Annotated in this window: 17 protein-coding genes and 3 pseudogenes; 1 reads left to right on the top strand and 19 read right to left on the bottom strand. The window is 59.5% G+C overall.

Going from position 1 to position 16,791, the window contains the following annotated elements; genetic code table 11:
* Positions 1–27: 27 nt before the first annotated feature.
* From AB1634_08835 to AB1634_08815, 5 genes and pseudogenes are all read right to left on the bottom strand, one after another.
* Positions 28–147 (bottom strand): annotated as a pseudogene (locus tag AB1634_08835) (hypothetical protein).
* Positions 140–1,129, bottom strand: a complete 990-nt coding sequence (locus AB1634_08830; GenBank protein MEW6219620.1) for a virulence protein RhuM/Fic/DOC family protein — start codon at positions 1,127–1,129, stop codon at positions 140–142. The pseudogene AB1634_08835 and the gene AB1634_08830 overlap by 8 nt, the downstream one beginning before the upstream one ends.
* A 126-nt stretch (positions 1,130–1,255) precedes the next feature.
* The gene (locus AB1634_08825) at positions 1,256–1,384 is read right to left on the bottom strand and encodes a hypothetical protein (protein ID MEW6219619.1); all 129 of its coding nucleotides are present in this window, start codon (positions 1,382–1,384) and stop codon (positions 1,256–1,258) included.
* On the bottom strand, positions 1,381–2,655 hold the full coding sequence (locus AB1634_08820) for a PDDEXK nuclease domain-containing protein (protein MEW6219618.1): 1,275 nt from the start codon (positions 2,653–2,655) through the stop codon (positions 1,381–1,383). The genes AB1634_08825 and AB1634_08820 overlap by 4 nt, the downstream gene beginning before the upstream one ends.
* A pseudogene (locus AB1634_08815) lies at positions 2,652–4,633 on the bottom strand (class I SAM-dependent DNA methyltransferase). Before AB1634_08815 ends, AB1634_08820 begins: the two are co-directional and overlap by 4 nt.
* A 244-nt stretch (positions 4,634–4,877) precedes the next feature.
* Here AB1634_08815 and AB1634_08810 point away from each other — a divergent pair.
* Positions 4,878–5,282: pseudogene (locus AB1634_08810) on the top strand (transposase).
* A 156-nt stretch (positions 5,283–5,438) separates the two neighbouring features.
* Here AB1634_08810 and AB1634_08805 read toward each other — a convergent pair.
* From AB1634_08805 to AB1634_08740, 14 genes are all read right to left on the bottom strand, one after another.
* Positions 5,439–5,903: a hypothetical protein gene (locus AB1634_08805; GenBank protein MEW6219617.1), complete on the bottom strand. Its 465-nt coding sequence runs from the start codon at positions 5,901–5,903 to the stop codon at positions 5,439–5,441.
* A 121-nt stretch (positions 5,904–6,024) separates the two neighbouring features.
* The gene (locus AB1634_08800; GenBank protein MEW6219616.1) at positions 6,025–7,323 is read right to left on the bottom strand and encodes a Shedu anti-phage system protein SduA domain-containing protein; all 1,299 of its coding nucleotides are present in this window, start codon (positions 7,321–7,323) and stop codon (positions 6,025–6,027) included.
* A gap of 331 nt (positions 7,324–7,654) precedes the next feature.
* On the bottom strand, positions 7,655–8,914 hold the full coding sequence (locus AB1634_08795; protein MEW6219615.1) for a pentapeptide repeat-containing protein: 1,260 nt from the start codon (positions 8,912–8,914) through the stop codon (positions 7,655–7,657).
* 22 nt (positions 8,915–8,936) lie between these two features.
* Positions 8,937–9,362, bottom strand: coding sequence for an ATP-binding protein (locus AB1634_08790; GenBank protein ID MEW6219614.1), 426 nt, complete (start codon positions 9,360–9,362; stop codon positions 8,937–8,939).
* Between the two features lie 45 nt (positions 9,363–9,407).
* A complete protein-coding gene (locus tag AB1634_08785; protein ID MEW6219613.1) occupies positions 9,408–9,731 on the bottom strand; it encodes an STAS domain-containing protein in 324 nt (107 codons plus the stop codon).
* A 55-nt stretch (positions 9,732–9,786) separates the two neighbouring features.
* Positions 9,787–11,949, bottom strand: coding sequence for a glycogen debranching protein GlgX (gene glgX, locus AB1634_08780; GenBank protein ID MEW6219612.1), 2,163 nt, complete (start codon positions 11,947–11,949; stop codon positions 9,787–9,789).
* 33 nt (positions 11,950–11,982) lie between these two features.
* A complete protein-coding gene (locus AB1634_08775; protein MEW6219611.1) occupies positions 11,983–12,315 on the bottom strand; it encodes an anti-sigma factor antagonist in 333 nt (110 codons plus the stop codon).
* Between the two features lie 115 nt (positions 12,316–12,430).
* Positions 12,431–12,679: a type II toxin-antitoxin system RelE/ParE family toxin gene (locus tag AB1634_08770; protein ID MEW6219610.1), complete on the bottom strand. Its 249-nt coding sequence runs from the start codon at positions 12,677–12,679 to the stop codon at positions 12,431–12,433.
* Between the two features lie 48 nt (positions 12,680–12,727).
* Positions 12,728–12,961, bottom strand: a complete 234-nt coding sequence (locus tag AB1634_08765) for an addiction module protein (GenBank protein MEW6219609.1) — start codon at positions 12,959–12,961, stop codon at positions 12,728–12,730.
* A gap of 66 nt (positions 12,962–13,027) precedes the next feature.
* The gene (locus AB1634_08760) at positions 13,028–14,854 is read right to left on the bottom strand and encodes an AGE family epimerase/isomerase (GenBank protein ID MEW6219608.1); all 1,827 of its coding nucleotides are present in this window, start codon (positions 14,852–14,854) and stop codon (positions 13,028–13,030) included.
* A 42-nt stretch (positions 14,855–14,896) separates the two neighbouring features.
* The gene (locus AB1634_08755; GenBank protein MEW6219607.1) at positions 14,897–15,310 is read right to left on the bottom strand and encodes a VOC family protein; all 414 of its coding nucleotides are present in this window, start codon (positions 15,308–15,310) and stop codon (positions 14,897–14,899) included.
* A gap of 52 nt (positions 15,311–15,362) precedes the next feature.
* Positions 15,363–15,932, bottom strand: a complete 570-nt coding sequence (locus AB1634_08750; protein MEW6219606.1) for a DJ-1/PfpI family protein — start codon at positions 15,930–15,932, stop codon at positions 15,363–15,365.
* Between the two features lie 23 nt (positions 15,933–15,955).
* On the bottom strand, positions 15,956–16,345 hold the full coding sequence (locus AB1634_08745; GenBank protein MEW6219605.1) for a nuclear transport factor 2 family protein: 390 nt from the start codon (positions 16,343–16,345) through the stop codon (positions 15,956–15,958).
* A gap of 24 nt (positions 16,346–16,369) precedes the next feature.
* The coding region (locus tag AB1634_08740) for a hypothetical protein (GenBank protein MEW6219604.1) at positions 16,370–16,791 on the bottom strand (422 nt) is incomplete at its 5' end.

Raw genomic sequence — 16,791 nt, 5'->3', positions numbered from 1 at the left:
CTCCAGCAGCAGCACGTCCTCGAAGCGTGCGCGCTCCGGGGTGTCGCTGTCCGGAGCGATGTCCGGGGTATAGACGTACTGATAGCCGAGCTTCTCGAACAGCTCGATGGCGAAGGTCTCGATAGCGGATTCGGTGAGTTTATCCATGTCCGCTATCCCGATTATGCGCCAGTATGTTCATGATTAATCGGAGCAGGGTCTCTTTTCGCTTTGGATCCGATTCAGCCACCAGCAAGGTCAAAGCCGCCAGGCCGGTATCGTTGATCACCGGCTCGCCCTGGGGATTCAGCAAGCGGCCATTGCGGTGCAGAAAATCGACGAACAGAAAAGCGCCGCTGCGTTTGTTGCCGTCGGTAAAGGGATGATTCTTGACCACAAAATAGAGGAGATGCGCGGCCTTACTTTCGATGGTGGGGTAAGCCGGTTCGCCAAAGACCGTCTGCTCCAGGTTACCCAACAACGCACCGAACCCATCGCCCCGTGGCAGGGCGAACAGTTCGGTGGCCTCGCCACGGGTGATCAAGGATTGCCTGAGTTTGGCAAGCGACTTCATCGCCTCCGCTTCCGTGGGCAGATGCCCTCCCGGCTGGCCGCCCGGTTCGGTCAATATGCCCTCGTCGTAGCGTTGCAGCCAGAGAAAGGTCTGGGTATAGCGGCTGACGATCTCCACCAGCCCGCTGCCTGCCTCGGCGGTGAGCGCCGGGGTTTGCGCCGCCTTGCGGATCAAGGCCAGGGCCTGTTCCAGTTCGACGGCGTTTTGCTCGAAACGGGAGCGGTTCAAGGTGTAGCCTTGGACCAGGTGCTGACGCAGAACATTCGTTGCCCAGCGCCGGAACTGCACCCCCCGCTCGGATTTGATGCGGTAGCCGACCGAAATCACCACATCCAGATCATACAGAACGACTGGCCTGTCGGAATTTGCAATTTGCATTTTTTGCAAATTGCTTTTTTCGCTTACCTCGCCCTCGTTCAGGGCGTTGCGGATATGACGTGAAATAACGGAAACATCGCGCCCAAACAACTCGACCATCTGCGCCTGCGAAAGCCACACGGTATCCCGCTCCAAGCGGACATCAATCCGGGTCTGGCCATCGGCGGTCTGATAAATTTGGATTTTGTTCTGGTCCATGGCCAAGTTACTATTGTTCGTAGTCCACGCGGACTTCGCCGCTCATGAGTTTGGGCAGCAGGGTGTCGCGGAGTTTTTCGAGAACCATGATTTGAGTCCAGCAATTCCCGGAGCCCCCAAACTTGGCTATTCCCATAGGGTCTCTTCCTCCGCCTTCTTCAGCTCCGCATCGATCTCCTCCAACGGCCGCGGCGGCGTGTACTTGTAGAAGTGGCGGTTGAAGTTGATCTCGTAGGGAGCTCGGGACGCCATCATGGCCTTTGTTTCTTCTTCGAAAGCTTTTTGGTCGGTCGGCGCGATGTCGCCTGCCTGGCCGTAGCCGGCTTGGCCGGCTCGGGCTTCCGCCGGGCGGCTGGCTTGCTCAGTTCGGCCTCGATCTCCTCTACGGTCGGCAAGGCGGACCGGAGCGTGGAGGGCAGCGTTCGAGTGAGTTCGTACTCGGCGACACCGATCGGCTTATTCATCCCGCGCAGGGCGTACTCGGCGACGACGCGGTTTCGTTCCTGACAGAGAATGAGACCGATCGACGGGCTGTCGGATGCTTGGCGGAGCCGGTCGTCAACGATGCTCAGGTAGAAATTCATCTTGCCGGCGTACTCGGGTTTGAACTCCCCGATCTTCAGGTCGATCACGATGAAACATCGCAGCTTCAGGTGGTAGAAGAGCAGATCCACGTAGAAATCTTCGTCACCCACGTCGAGGCGGACCTGACGGCCGACAAAAGCGAAGCCCTGGCCGAGTTCCAGGAGAAAGCGCTCGAGTGCGCGTAACAGATGGGTTTCCAGTTCGCGTTCGTGGAACGATTCGTCGAGCGTGAGGAAGTCGAAAATATACGGGTCCTTGAGCGCCTGCCGAGCGAGGTCGGATTGCGGCGGCGGCAGGAGCCGATCGAAGTTCGTGACCGCTTTTCCCTGCCGCCGATGGGCTTGCGATTGGATCATGGTGAGCAGGACATTGCGGCTCCAGCCGTTGGCGAGCGTCTGCCGCATGTACCAAAAGCGCTCGGCCCGGTCCTTGACTTTCTCCATCAGGACGACATGGTGCGCCCACGGAACCATCCAGAGGATCGAATCGACGCGAGGCACTGAGGACGGTATGCTTCCATGGTCGCGGGATGTTGCCGCAAACGGTGGCGTTTTTGGAGTGTCCGGCAATTGTGCCACCGGCGGTGGCACTTTTTCGACGGGCGCCAATCGGGCCACCGGCGGTGGCACCATTGGCGCGGCCGGCTGGAGGTCCGTGTACTCACGATAGAACGCGAGCATCCGCTTGATATTCCGCTCGGAACAGCCCTTCTCTTCTGGCAAGTCGTTGCGGAGTTCTCGCGACAACCGCGGGATCACGGCGGCGCCCCAGCCCTCCCGGCGCTGTCGTTCATCGATCAACCGGCCGATGTCCCAGTAGAGGCGCACCAGTTCGACGTTGGCGCTTAGGATAGCCCGAGTCTGGGCCTGCTGAACACGGTCCTTGATCTCCGCCAGGAGGACCGGAAAGCCCGTGGGAACGGCACGGATGGAGTTGTTCACTCCGTCACCTCCCGCAAGAGCCGCAGAATTTCCTCCTCCGCCTTCTTCAGATCCGCATCGATCTCTTCGAGCGGCCGCGGCGGCGTGTATTTGTAGAAGTGGCGGTTGAAGTTGATCTCGTAGCCGACCTTGTCCTTGCTCCGGTCCATCCAAGCGTCCGGCACGTGGGGGCGCACCTCGCGCTCGAAGTAGGCGTCGATGTCCTCCTTGAGCGGCACGTTTTCGAAGTCGCGCAGGTCCGGGTCCGGCTCGTAGCCCTCGTCACGCCCACCCTTGGCGACCGGCTCGGCGTCGGGATCCTTCTGCGTGAAGACGCTGCGGAAGAGCTTCTGCTCGGTCGCCTTCCAGCGCGATCGCCGGCCGTGGAGCAGGTCCTGGATACGTTCCCAGACGGCGTTCCAGTCGCGCCGCGGCTCGCGTCCAAGCGCCTCGTCGATCGCCTGCACGTCGTCGAGCAGGTGCGGGCAGGCGTCGAGGAACCGCGCCTTGTCCTCGGTCGTCATCTGGTAGCGCAGGCGCAGCGGCCGCTCGACGGTGACCCGCGTGTAGCCGAAGTCGGCGTTGTCGAAGACCTTGCAGTGTTCGCCGTCCTCGAGGCGACCGTAGAGCCGGACGATCTCGTCGATCTGGCTTGCCGTGATGTGGCGGCGCTTGTCGCCGAGACTGCGCTCTCCTCGCTCCCACCGGCGGTCCAGAAGTCGCGCGCGTCAACGAGCTGGATCTTTCCCTTGCGCCGCTTGTCTTTGCGATTCGTGACGATCCAGACGTAGGTGCCGATGCCGGTGTTGTAGAACATCTGCTCGGGCAGGGCGACGATGGCCTCGAGCCAGTCGTTCTCGATGATCCACTTGCGGATGTTGCTCTCGCCGGAGCCGGCGCCCCCGGTGAACAGCGGCGACCCGGAAAACACGATGGCCAGACGTGAACCGTGCTTGTGTTCAGCCGGTCGCACGGGTTCGAACTTGGCGATCATGTGCTGCAGGAAGAGCAACGCGCCGTCGTTGACGCGCGGCAGGCCGGCGCCGAAGCGGCCGACGAAGCCCCGCTTCTCGTGCTCGCGCTCGATCTCCTTCTGTTGCTTCTTCCAGTCCACGCCGAAAGGGGGGTTGGTCAGGAAGTAGTCGAAGGTTTCGCCCGCGAACTGGTCTTCCGTGAAGGTGTCGCCGAAACGGATGTTGTTGCCGCCTCCGTTGTGGTCGACCTGCTTCATCAGCATGTCCGAGGCGGCGGTGGCGAAGGCGCGCTTGTTGTAGTCCTGCCCGTAGACGTAGAGCCTGGCCTGCCGGTGGTGATCCCGCAGGTAGTTCTGCGCCTCGGCCAGCATGCCGCCCGTGCCGCAGGCCGGGTCGGGGAGCTTGCGCACCGTGCCGGGCGTGGCGAGGAGCTTGTCGTCCTGGATGAAGAGAATGCTCACCAGCAGCCGGATGACTTCGCGCGGCGTGAAGTGGTCGCCCGCGGTCTCGTTCGCGAGCTCGTTGAATCGGCGGATGAGGTTCTCGAAGATGAGCCCCATCTGCTCGTTCGGCACCCGGTCGGGGTGCAGGTCCACGTCGCAGAACTTCGAGACCACGAGGTAGAGGATGTTCGCCTCGCGCATCTTCTCGATCTCGTTCTCGAACTCGAAGTACTCGAAGATGCGGCGCACGTTGGCCGAGAAGCCCTTGATGTAGCTGACGAGATGTTGGGCGATGTGGTCCGGGTCGCCCTTGAGCTTCTCGAAATCGAGCGGCGAGTGGTTGTGGAAGCGCTGGCCCGAGGCCTTGTTGAGCCGCGCGTCGAGAGCCTCGCCCTTGTACTTGTCCTTGGAGCGCTCGTGCTCGGCCAGCACCTTTGCCTTGGTCGCAGCCAACACGCAGTCGAACCGGCGCAGCACCGTCATGGGCAGCATGACCCGCTCGTACTGTGGAGGCCGGTACGGGCCACGCAGTAGGTCGGCGATCTGCCAGATCAGGTTCGAGAAGTAGTTATGGTCAGGCATCGCGCTCAATCATCGGGTGGTGTCATCTCCTCGCAAGTGGGACGCTCGGGACGCCTAACATGAACATCTGCGGCTTGTCCGCAGAATGTTTTTGTTGGGCCATTTTTCCTTAAAAACCCCTTTTGACCCTCAAAACGGTGCCTTTAAGACAAAATATGGCCTATTTCTCATATATTTATTTCATTAAATCAATCAGTTGTCTTGGTCCGACCCCATGCAGGAGCTCTAAGCCAACAGCGGCCCGTTAATGGATGAACTCCATGCTTGGCTGCAGGCCCAGATTGACCAGAAAAAGGTGGAATCGAATTCCGGCCTGGGCAGTGCAATAAATTACATGCTCAATCGCTGGGACCGGCTGACCGGGTTCTTGCGTATCCCCGGCGCCCCGCTCGATAACAATACCTGCGAAAGGGCGCTGAAAAAAGCCATACTGCACCGGAAAAATTCACTGTTTTTCAAATCGTTGAACGGGGCCGCCATAGGTGACATGTTCACGAGTTTCATCTGCACCTGCGAACTATCAGGCGTCAATTCGCTTGATTACCTGACTGCGATCCAGGATTATTCCGCCCAGGCACAGGCTACGCCCGAGGCCTTCATGCCCTGGAATTATCGGAATACAATCCTGAGCCTGCCCCAACAGGGTTAAAAAACCTTCACTTAAGCAGGGGGCTTTGCAACAAATGGCCGCCTGCTTTTTTTCCTTGGAACAACCTGCATCCAGCAAAGCCACCCCAGAAAAAATTTTTGGGGTGGCTACATTTTTTTTGCGCCTTATACACGCTTGCCGGAAGGACACATTTCACTAAATGACGCCTAGCATCAGAAGCATAGTTGCTATTACTTTCTTATTGAACCTGAGGAGTGGATCTTCGATAAAGATTGACTTGCCATATCCTGGGTTTCTTGGTGCAAAATATACCGTTTTCCCATAACCAGGTGCTCTATCTGTAATATAAATTGAGGTTCCGTATCCAGGGTTACTACTATGAATATAAAGACGTAAGTCTGCTGATGAAGGGCCATCCTTGGGTTGCTTGAGAACGATGTCAGCCAGACTAGGGTTGTCCGTGATATAGAAGGTTGTTCCGTAGCCAGGAGCACGCTCCGTAACATAAATAGTTTCCCCATAGCCTAATGCCGTATCGGAGATATAAACACTTTTATTTGACTCACGCTGGTTTTCTACCACTGAAACCGAAATCTCACTCCCAGCATAAGCATATGTAGATGCCAATAGGGTCATAAATAATACAAAAGTTTTCATCATATTTTCCCAAGGTTTTTTTTGAACAAATTCAGCATGAGTGAGACCCGTTTTTATACATAACATTGCTAATCAGCCGCGCGGCTTTTTGCCTCGGCTGAATTTGCCTTGTTGGGTGTATTTATTATGACAAATCATTTGACAGCTGTATCAGGCTCTTAGGAAGATCTTCTAAAGAAAGAAATTCAATCTTTTGATATAATGGCTGCGAGAGGTGGCGCTGAAAATATTTTCTTTCTTCGTTTGACTCTCTGCCTGCGATTACAACACCTCTTACTGCCACAACCTCGTTTGGATTTAGTTTCATCCCTTCCAAAACCGCTATTGGGTGCTTTTCATACTCAAATAGCCAGTCGCGAACCTGACCGTATGCGTGTGTTAGCTTAGCCGTTGGATGCCCACTTTTTGTAAATAATGGTATCGGCCTCTCCAATTCTATTAGCAAAAGTTCATTTCTAGAGTTAATAATTGCAAAGTCTGTCTCAAATTTACCCAGAATATTCGGTTTCGTAAAAATTTTTTTTGCATGAAAACAAGCCAACAAAACAGGATGTTTTTCTAAATACAGTTGGAATGGTTTTTCTTCTTTTTCACTTTCTATTAACTTATAAAATTTGTTTGCTATAGATTCCAGTTCTAAATGAGCATACCTTCTCATATAAGATATACCACTAAATTTGGTTTGATTGTTCGAGATAAGCAAACCATGCAGGCTTTCTTTTATATATTTTGTATAATGATTAGATTGTCCGCATTTACACTGAAACTTCTCGGCTTCATTGATATCATATTGCCAAATATAACCATTCTTTTCTATGTCTGGATTTTTATCAATTCCAGTATAAGCCTTAAAAGAACCACCACAATTATTGCAAACGATTTCAATCATAACTGTTTTTGAGGCTCCTGGATCAGATTCTATAGCTTTTATTGTTTCAGAGGTTAGAGGCGGAGCAGGACGGTATCCAAAAACAACTTTTCCTATGACTGAATCTTTGCCGCAATATTTCAGTATTATTTCGTATTCACCGGGCTGGGGGATTAATAAATCTGGATGATTAAAGTATACTATTGACCACCCAAATCCTTCGGGGAAAAACCCCCTATTATCATTACCTCTAAGTTTCCCGATTTTAGCTGGCTTTGCGAGCTCGGATTGTGGCAACTTTAAAGCACCAAAATATATTTCTTTGTCTGATTTTAAATATATTTTAGCATCATTACCTTCCATCATTTCATTTGCTTTTTCATTGACTAAAAAGACCCAAGTAAAATTACTGCCAGAGATCGGGTATAAAAAGTAGGTTTTAAATTTTGCCAACTTAAATATACTTATCGGGCCGAATGGATAGGCTGTGCCATCTTCTTGGATATGTTCAGATAAACCTAAACAGATCATTAAATTTTCTGCATTTTGTTTCATATACGTTTTACAGCCTTTAGGGTTGAGATTAGAACCCAACATGTATTAGACGGCCGGCTATCTTTCGCGCCAGAGTGTCTGTCCGATTATCTGCCATCAAATCGGCAGGTTACGTTCGTGGTGCCCGAGGGATCCCAAGAAAAATCTTGTAAAATCAGTTGGTTGCGCCGAAGGTTCCGCCCGGGCTATGATCCATCCGCCTATCACGTACTGCCGCCAGTCGTCAAAAAGATCGCAATAACAGCTCTACAGGTGAAAAACATCGGCTCCACCTCGCATCGGTGTGCCCGAGAGGCATTGCCTCGTTTCCACGGACATCCAAGCTGGCCCGTCAGTCCTGCAGGATCTTCCTGGCATAGGCCAACAGGAACATGGGCATGAGAATGGTGCCCAGGAGGGCCTCCGAGCACAGGAGCACCTTGGGCCACAGGCCATCGAGATCCGGCGCATTGCCAAAGCCCAGCGTGGTGAAGGCGATGACCGAGTAGTACATCCCCCAGCCGATGCTGGCCCCGTAGTCGTGCAGGGCATGGAGGCGGAAGTGGCCGGCAAAGCCCAGGCCCCACAGCCCGATGATGGCGAAGACCGTGACCAGGGGCCGCTTCCATTTCAGGCCATAGCCGAACATCAGGTCCTTCAGCAGCCATTCCAGGACCTCGCTCGCCCGGTTCTGATGGAGCACGTGCCGCCGGCAGACCATCTCCAGGTACTGGTATTCATCGGCGGCCAAGAAATAGCCGTGGGCCTTCAGGAGGGCACGGATCTGGGAGTTGACCTCCGCGGCCCGCAGCCAGACCGGAAAGAGATCGACGATGTACCAGTCGTCTCCCTCGTGGCGCTTTTCCCGGCGCACCGCCTTCCTGGCTCTGGCCTCCAGGTGCTCGCCCGGGCAACCGAAGCGGGTGAGATGATTGACCCGCATGGCCGCCAGCGCGGCCTTGGCCAGGAAGGCGCCATCGAAGGTGGCGGCGTAGGCGATGGTGGTGTCGAAGGAGGCGTGACGGAGCCGGGCCTGATCGAAGCGGGCCATGGTGCAGTCGGCCTGGTCGAAGAGCGCCCGATCGCAGCGGGCCCGGTGGAAGGCGGCGAAATGGCACTCCGCACCCAGAAACGAGGCCTGCTCGCAGACGGCATCCTCGAAATGGGTCTCGAAGCACCGCGCCCCAGCGAGACGCGCGCCGGTGAGATCCGCGCCCTCGAAATGGGCGTTCTCCAGAAAGGCACCGTCCAGGGCAACGGCATGGAGGTCGGCGCCGCGCAGGTCACAGGGCTCCCGGATCTCGTAGCGGGCGGCCTCGATGCCCGTCACCGCCGGGAGGCCGAAGCGCGTCAGCTCGGCGAGCAGGCCGAGAAAGCGGGGCTGGCCTTGCTGTTCCCAGAAGGCCCGCCGCTCGGTGCGCCAGACAGGAAGGCTGCGGTCAGCCGGACTGGCCGGCTGACCCAGGGCCTCGATCTCCTGGAGCCGCCGCCGCAGGAGGTCATGGAAGGTCCGGCAGCCCTCGACCTCCACGGGCTGGCCGCTGTCCGGGTCGAGCAGCGGCTGCTGCCAGCGCTGGCGCAGCTTGTGGAGATCTTCAGGCCGGTAGTGCACTCGTCATCCTCGGCATGGCTGGTCAGGATACCGGGCGGTCCATGATGAAGATGTTGCGATTGCGCTCTCCTGTCCGCTGGTAGTCGAAGCGATCCACCCCGTTCAGGACCAGATAGATCCCCAACCCGCCGATGGGACGCTCCAGGAGCGATTTCTGCAGCTCCTCCTCATCCGGCAGCTCCCGGGTGCGCGGATCGAAGGGACGACCAACGTCTTCCAGGACCACGGTGAGGGCGGTGGGCGACAGCTCGGCGGCGATATCGACGTTGCCGGTCAGGCCCGCCTCCTCGTACCCGTGCAGGATGATATTGGTGGCGATCTCGTCCACCGCCAGGCGAAGACCGTAGGCCGCCTTCGGATCCAGACCGGCCGCCTCAGCAGCAGCCTTGACGTAACGGCCGATCTCCTCCAGGGCGCTCAAGTTGGCCGGCAGAGAAAGAGGCTCCATGCGCGTGCGTCCCCCGTGGGTCAGGCTCGGGCGTGGCCGGGATGCTCAGTCCCCGCTGTAGGTGTCCTCAATGTAGACGCTGTGATGGAAGCCGCTCATCTCCAGGGTGCCCCGCACCGGTCCCTGGCTGCCGATGACGTAGATATCGCCGGCCGCCCCCATCTTCTGCTTGGCAAAGATCAGCACCCGCAGCCCGGCGCTGGCCATGAACTCCAGCCTCTCCATGAACAGGACCATCCTGGCGGGCTTTTCCGCCGCGGCCTTTTCGATCACCTCTTTGAACTGGTTGGCGGTGCTGGCGTCAAGGGCGCCGGCCAGGGTGATCTTGGCCACATTGCCTGCCATTGCCAATTGCACGTCGAGGGGCATGAGCGTCTCCTTCCTGGATGTCGTGTGGGGTCAGGGGGGTGCCAGGCTCTGGCGGTCAGCGCGCCACCAGAATGGCTACCCCATAGGCTTGCACCAGGAACTGGCCCTGGTCGGCCAGCCTGGGCTCGGTGCCTGGGGCAAAGATGTCTTCCGGCGATGGCATGCCGGTGTTGACCGCCACGTGCCAGCTGGTGCCCGGCGGTGGCGCCGGCAGCTCGAAGGACCGCAGCTCCCAGTGGCTGTTCATGGCCACGTAGATGGACTCGTCCGCCACGGTGCCGCGCCGGGCATGGCGGCCGCACAGGAGAAAGGCCAGTGCCCGGCTGTGACCGGACCAGTCCACGTTCCAGGCCTCGGTTCCATGCCAGGTGATGTCAGCCCAGCCACTGCCTGCATAATCCCGGTTGGTGAGATGGTACCGGCTGCGCAGCACGGGATGCGCCTTGCGGAAGGCAATCATGAGCCGGGCAAAGCGCAGGAGGTCGGCATGCTTTGTGGCCAGGCCCCAGTCCAGCCAGTTGAGCTCGTTGTCGTGGCAATAGGTGTTGTTGTTGCCGTGCTGGGTACGGCCCATCTCGTCGCCCATGAGCACCATGGGCACGCCGTGGCTCACCAGGAGAATGGCCCAGGCGTTACGGATGAGGCGCAGCCGCAAGGCAATGGTGCCGGGGTCGCTGGTCTCCCCCTCCCAGCCGCAGTTCCAGCTGTGGTTGTCGTTGGCGCCGTCGTTGTTGCTCTCGCCGTTGGCCTCGTTGTGCTTGCCGTTGTAGGCGAACTGGTCGTAGAGCGTGAAGCCGTCGTGGCAGGTGATGAAGTTGATGGAGGCCGTAGGTCCCCGGCCATTCCAGCCGTAGAGGTCCGGCGAGCCCTGGATCCGCTGCGCCAGGGCGCCCACCATGCCCGCATCGCCCTTCAGAAAGCGCCGCAGGTCGTCCCGGTACTTGCCGTTCCACTCCGCCCAGCGGCCAAAGGCCGGGAAAGACCCCACCTGGTACAGACCGCCGGCATCCCACGCCTCGGCGATCAGCTTGCATTTGCCCAGCACCGGATCGAAGGCCAGGGTCTCCAGAAGAGGGGGATTGGCCAAGGGGGCGCCCCAGGGGTCCCGTCCCAGGATGGCGGCAAGATCGAAGCGGAAGCCGTCGATGTGGAACTCGGCCGCCCAGTAGCGCAGGCAATCCAGAACCATGTTGCGGACAATGGGGTTGTTGCAGTTGAGGGTGTTGCCGCAGCCGGAGAAGTTGAAGTAGTACCCTTCGGGGGTCAGCATGTAGTAGGTGCTGTTGTCGATGCCCCGGAAGGAGATAGTGGGCCCCATCTCGTTGCCTTCCGCGGTGTGGTTGAAGACCACGTCCAGGATCACCTCGATGCCCGCCTGGTGCAGCTCCTTGACCAGGGTCTTGAGCTCGTCCACCTGCATGCCCAGCCGGCCGGTGGCAGCAAAGCCGGCCTTGGGGGCGAAGAAGTTGACCGTGCTGTAGCCCCAGTAGTTGTAGAGCATCTCGCCGCTGTCCGGATGGCGGCGGCTGTTCTCGAACTCGTCGAACTCGAAGATCGGCATCAGCTCGACGCAGTTGACGCCCAGCTCCTTGAGATAGGGGATCTTCCCGCGCAGGGCGGCAAAGGTGCCCGGGTGCTTCACCCCGGAGGAGGGATGGCGGGTGAAGCTCCGGACATGCAGCTCGTAGATGATGAGGTCCTCGATGGGGATCTCCAGGGGCCGGTCGTCCTCCCAGTCGAAGTCCTCGAAGACCAGTCGGCCCCGGTACGGGAAGATGCTGCTCCAGTCCGGCGGCGTGCCCCAGACATCCCGGCCGCCCACCGCCTTGGCGTACGGATCAAGCAGGATCTTCGTGGCATCGAAGCGATGACCCTGGCCAGGCGCGAACGGCCCATCCATGCGGAAGCCGTACTCCACGGTCTCGCAGTCGAGATCGAAGACCATCATGCTCCAGACATGGCCGATGCGAAACGAGCCGGGGAAGGGGATCTCTGCCAGGGGCTCGGCCGCCCCCTTCTGGAACAGGACCAGGGTGCAGGCGACGGCGTGGCTGGAGAAAACGGAGAAGTTGACGCCCCCGGGCACCAGGGTGGCGCCGAAGGGAAACGGCTTGCCGGGCCGCAGCCGGAAGCCGGCGATCTCGTGGGTGGGATAGAAATCGATCCGGCGCTCGGCCAGATCGATCGCGCCAACGGCAGGCGGGCTTCCGGGGCTCATGCCACCTCCTTGGAACGGCGGCGGTCTGGGCAATCAGCCCAGAGCCGCCAGCCCGGCCTCCACCGTCTCGGCCAGGGTGAAAAAGTTGATGAAGCCGGTCATGGACATGGTGTCCCGGATCTCCTCGGACACGCCCACCAGCACCACCCGGCCGTTCTTCGCCATGACCTGCCGGTAGAGGAGAAGCAGCATCCTGAGGCCGGCGCTGGACAGATAGCCGACCTGCCGCATGTCCACCAGCAGGCGGTTCCCGGACGCCAGGGCCGCCAGCAGCCGGGACTGCACCTCCGGGGCGGTCTTGCCATCGATATCGCCGCTCAGCTGGGCAACGACATGGTCGCCATCCACCCGGGTTTCGATCGTCATGGATTCCTCCTGTACCCTCAGAATGAGCGGCACCCAACCACGCGGCCAGCGTCTTCCCGATAGCACCCGCCAATCTCACCGCGGGTGCTGGCCGCCTGATTCTCTATTCCGGCTTTCATGTCTCCATCTGGAGTCGCTTCCGCCAGTACCCAGGTCTTCGTTTCTGGTGGGCGACCGCGATGACGCGGATGTGCTCCGCAGGCTCAATGACGTAAAGGATACTGTAAGGGAAACGAACAACCGGTGCTTGCCGTACTTCGCTCCCAACACACTGGTACGCCATAGGGTTTTCCAGGATACGCCGGGTACTCTTCTCGACTTCTTCCAGAAATGCAAGGCCGAGATCAGTTGCCCTCTCTTCTATAGTAGAGGGCAGCCTCGTGGGCTTCGGAATCCGCTTCCTCGTGGAAGGTTATCTTGCGCATAGAATGGCGGCCCGTGCCCTGCGAAAGACGTCCTCCGCCGGCACCTCTTTGGCCTTTCCCTCCCGCAGATCATTCAGTCTCCGTTCTGCCTCCTGCACCCACAGCTGCAGGTTCTCATGGTCAGACGGTGCATCCAAGCTCAAGATGATTCTTTCCGCCAGCTTCGCTCGTGCATCAAGACTCAGTTTCATGATCTCAGTTTCGAGCTGCTCCGGATTCATGGGACTTCCTCGTCTGTTCTGCAGTGCTTGCTCCTGTGGTCTCTTCCGGCCGGGAATCCGTGGTCATTACACCGGGCTGATCGTCACCTTCACCTTCAGATCATGCGTCGCCTCCGGCAGCCGGACGAAGAGAGCCTCGGCGTCGAAGTCGCTGTAGGGCTTGCCATCGATCTCCACGGCGGTGAGCCGGACGCTGCCAGAAGGCAGGATGTCCGGCGACACCCGGAGGATGTTGTCCTGGAACGCCCCGGGCTTGGGCTTGAAATAGAAGCTCATCGGCACCCTGGTGATGAGCAGGTTGGTGTAGACCGCCGCCAGGTAGCACAGCTCGGTGGAGTGGTAGCCGCTCATGGAATGGCTGCCCTTGAAGCGCTCGTTGCCCATGAGATACGGCAGGCCATTGGCCAGCACATTGAAATAGACGCCGCCGTCGTCCCGGTCCAGGAAATGGGCGTTGTAGAAGGCGGCCGCCTCCCGGGCCTCCTTGCGGTATTCCGGATCCTTGAGCGTCCCGGCCAGGATCAGGTAGGCCAGGATCGCCTGCTCCTGCTGCCACCAGGCCTTGCGGTCATGCCAGGTGAAGCGGTGGTGCTCCTCGCCCGGCTCCAGGGTCCTGGACACCACGTCGTACCAGCCGCCCCTTTGCTGGTCGCTGCCAACTTTCGGCATCAACCCGGCGATCTTGCGGGCAAAGGCCACGTAGGCGTCCTTTTCGCGCAGGCTGTTCATGCGCATCAGGTTCCAGGCGATCTTGAGGTTGTGGCCGACCACGGCATTGTCCTGCTGCCAGCCCCAAGCGCGGTCCGGGCTCCAGTCCTCGAAGAAGCGCTCCTGGACAAAGGGGCTGTGGTCGTAGTCCTGGAAACGGGCCTCGATGGTGTCGAAGGTGTATTCCAGGAAATCGGCGTAGCTCTCCCGGCCGGTGGCCAGCCAGAGGTTGATGAGGTAGGCCGGGGCGTGGTCGCCCACCGAGTTCCAGTTCTTCTTCGCCCGGTTGTTGCCCTTGTCCAGGGTCGAGGAGCGGGGATCCAGGGTGATGGGGTCGATGTGCGAGAAGTAGCCCCCCTTCTCGTTGTCCTTGTAGAACTTCTCGAACAGGTCGATGGTCTTTTCGATGTCGAAAAGGATGCGCGGATCGCCAGTGATGCGGAAGGTCTGGGTGGGACCGGCCAGGGCATAGATCTGCTCGTACATGGGGATGGAGTCGTAGTCATCCCCGAACTCCGAGGTGAGGAGCTTCAGCTCCCGGTCGCCCGCGACCTGCACCCCGTGGTACCAGTAGATGAGATCCTCGTCGACATCGTAAAAGCGCATGTGCTCCCGGAGGTATTCGGTACCCTTTTCCGCCGCCTCCAGGAAATGCTCCTCGCCGGTCACCAGATACGCCGAGGCGAAGCCGTAGACCAGGCGGGAGATGGTGTCGGTCTCCTGGAGATAGTCCCCCTTCTTGCCGCCAGCCAGGTGCAAAAAGGTGCGGTATTCGCGGTAATCGATGGGCTGCTCTGGATAGTTGAACTGCCAGCGGAGGTAGCTGTTGGCGATGCTGCGGATCTGCTTGACCCACCAGTCCGGATCCTCGTGGCGAAAGCTGCCCGGACGCTCGCCACAAAAGATGAGCGACTTGGCCTCGATGCGGTAGTCATCGCCGACCGGATAGAAGATGCAGTAGACATAGACCAGATTCCCCGGCTCCAGCAGCTCGCCAAGGCGGCCGGTGGCATCGATGTAGCCCTCATCGAGGTTCTGCATCATCCGGGCGTAGGTGGTCGGGGTCAGGTGCAGGGTGAATTCCCGGCCGTGGGCGGTCTTGAGGCCAAAGGAGCGTGCCGTGCGGTGGAAGCGGGTGACGTAGCCGGCGATGGTATCGGAGAAGGTGTGGTGGATATGGCTCATCGTGGCTCCTCGTGATGATGGTGGCGAGCAAGGTGCTGGAGGCTACCTGCCTTCGTCCCGATACCCCTGGCTCAGCTCGATGATCCGGCCGTCCGGATCCCGGATCCAGGCCGATTTCCAGCCGGGAATGAAATCGTCGAAGGCCAAAGGCCCCAGGGTCACCACCGCATCCGTCCCCATGGAGCGCAGGGTCGCCTCCACATCCGCCACCATGAAGGCCAGGTGGCGGAAGCCGGCATAGCCCGGGCCGTCGTTGGCTGGCAGGGGATCCGGCGGCTCGCCCTTGGCGTTGAACAGCTCCAGGTAGACATCCCCGGCCTTGAGAAAGACAATCCGGTCCTCGCCGAGGGGGATCAAGCGGGCGCGCTGGAAGCCGAAGTGGCGGCAGTAGAAGGCCTCGGTGGCATCCAGGTCCCGGCAGTTCAGACCAACGTGGGCAAACACGGGCAAGGCCATGCGCTGTTCTCCTTCAAGAGTCACGGGGACCGGAGGACCCCAGGAAACGGGGCTACGACCCGGTCAGAAGATCGATGATGCGGCGGGCAAAGAGGTGACAATGGCCGCCGCTGCGGCCGGTGACCAGGTCACCGTCCACCACCACGTCCTCGTTGACGTAGACGGCGCCCATGTTGCGGGCATCGCCCAGGAGGTTGTTGTGCACCACCAGACGGCGGCCGCGCACCAGCTCCGGGGCTGGCGCCACCAGCCACAGGCCGTGGCAGATGATGCCCTTCAGGACCGCTGGCATGGCAAAGGCCCGCCGCAAAAACTCCACCGCCGGCGGCAGCCTGTTCACATCCTCGGTGTAGCGCAGCCGGTCGGACACCATGCCGGAGGGCACGATGATGGCGGCATAGGAGGCCAGCTCGGCGTCGGTCATGCCCTCGAAGCTCTCCGACACCTCCAGCGGCGTATGGTGCTCGTGGCCTTTGAAGGTCAGGCGCGGCTGGCCCCACAAACGGGACATGAGGTGCACCTCGGCACCTTCCTCCGGGAAGCGAAGCTGATAATAGAAGATCTCCGGCTCGTAGAAATCGCTCTCCATGAGGATGGCGATCTTCTTTCCCTTGAGCTTCACGGGCGTCTCCTTTGGGGCCATCATCACTTGCCGGCCAGCTGATCGAGGAAGGGCTGAAAGGGCCGCGAATCGTGGAAGTTGGCCATGTAGCTGATCTTGCCGTTCTTGATCTCAAAGTAGTTCATGACCTCGGCCTCGATGGGCCGGTCCGGATGCCTGGCCGCCAGGGCCGAGATGTGGGAGACCACCGCCGCCTGGTGGCCATCCACCAGGATGTGCTTCGGCCGGTTCTGGAACTTGGCGTAGGCGGTGCCCATGCCGGCCATCATCGGCCGCAAGCTGGCCAGGCCCTCGATATGGCCGGCCAACTGCTCGTCCATGACCATGTCCTCGGCAAAGAGGTCGCACCACTTGTCCCAGGCCCCAGCATTGGCGTGCACGTAGTACTGCTCGATGATCTGTCGCGGCTCCATGTCGCTCCTCCCAACAGCCGGGCGCTAGAGGCGCGCCGAGCCCTCGTGGTAGTTGAGACCATTGACGGTGTAGACAACGATCACCGGCTTGCCGGTGGCTGGCGAGCGCTTGACCACCCAGCTCTGGTCCGCATCCAGCTTGATGCGGGCGCTGTTGGCCGCCGGTGGATTCCAGACGCTGGCGTGCCATTCGACGACCACATGCACCTCGGCCGTATCGCCGGAGATACGGGATGTTACCTCCTTGAGGTGATGCTCTTCGTCAAAGAAGATGCGGATCACCCGCTGGTACCAGCCTTCGAACTCCGCCAGCGAGGCGAGGGTGGCCTCGGGAAAGCGCATGGTGAGGCCCTCCGGCGCCAGCATCGGCAGCACCTCCACCATGGGGGCGTGCACGTCAAGCTTCTTGTACCATTCCGCGGCCATCTCCTTGATTTCCTGTTCAG

The organism is Thermodesulfobacteriota bacterium (genome assembly GCA_040755095.1).
GTDB lineage: Bacteria > Desulfobacterota > Desulfobulbia > Desulfobulbales > JBFMBH01 > JBFMBH01.
This window is presented reverse-complemented; position numbering and strand designations above follow the sequence as displayed.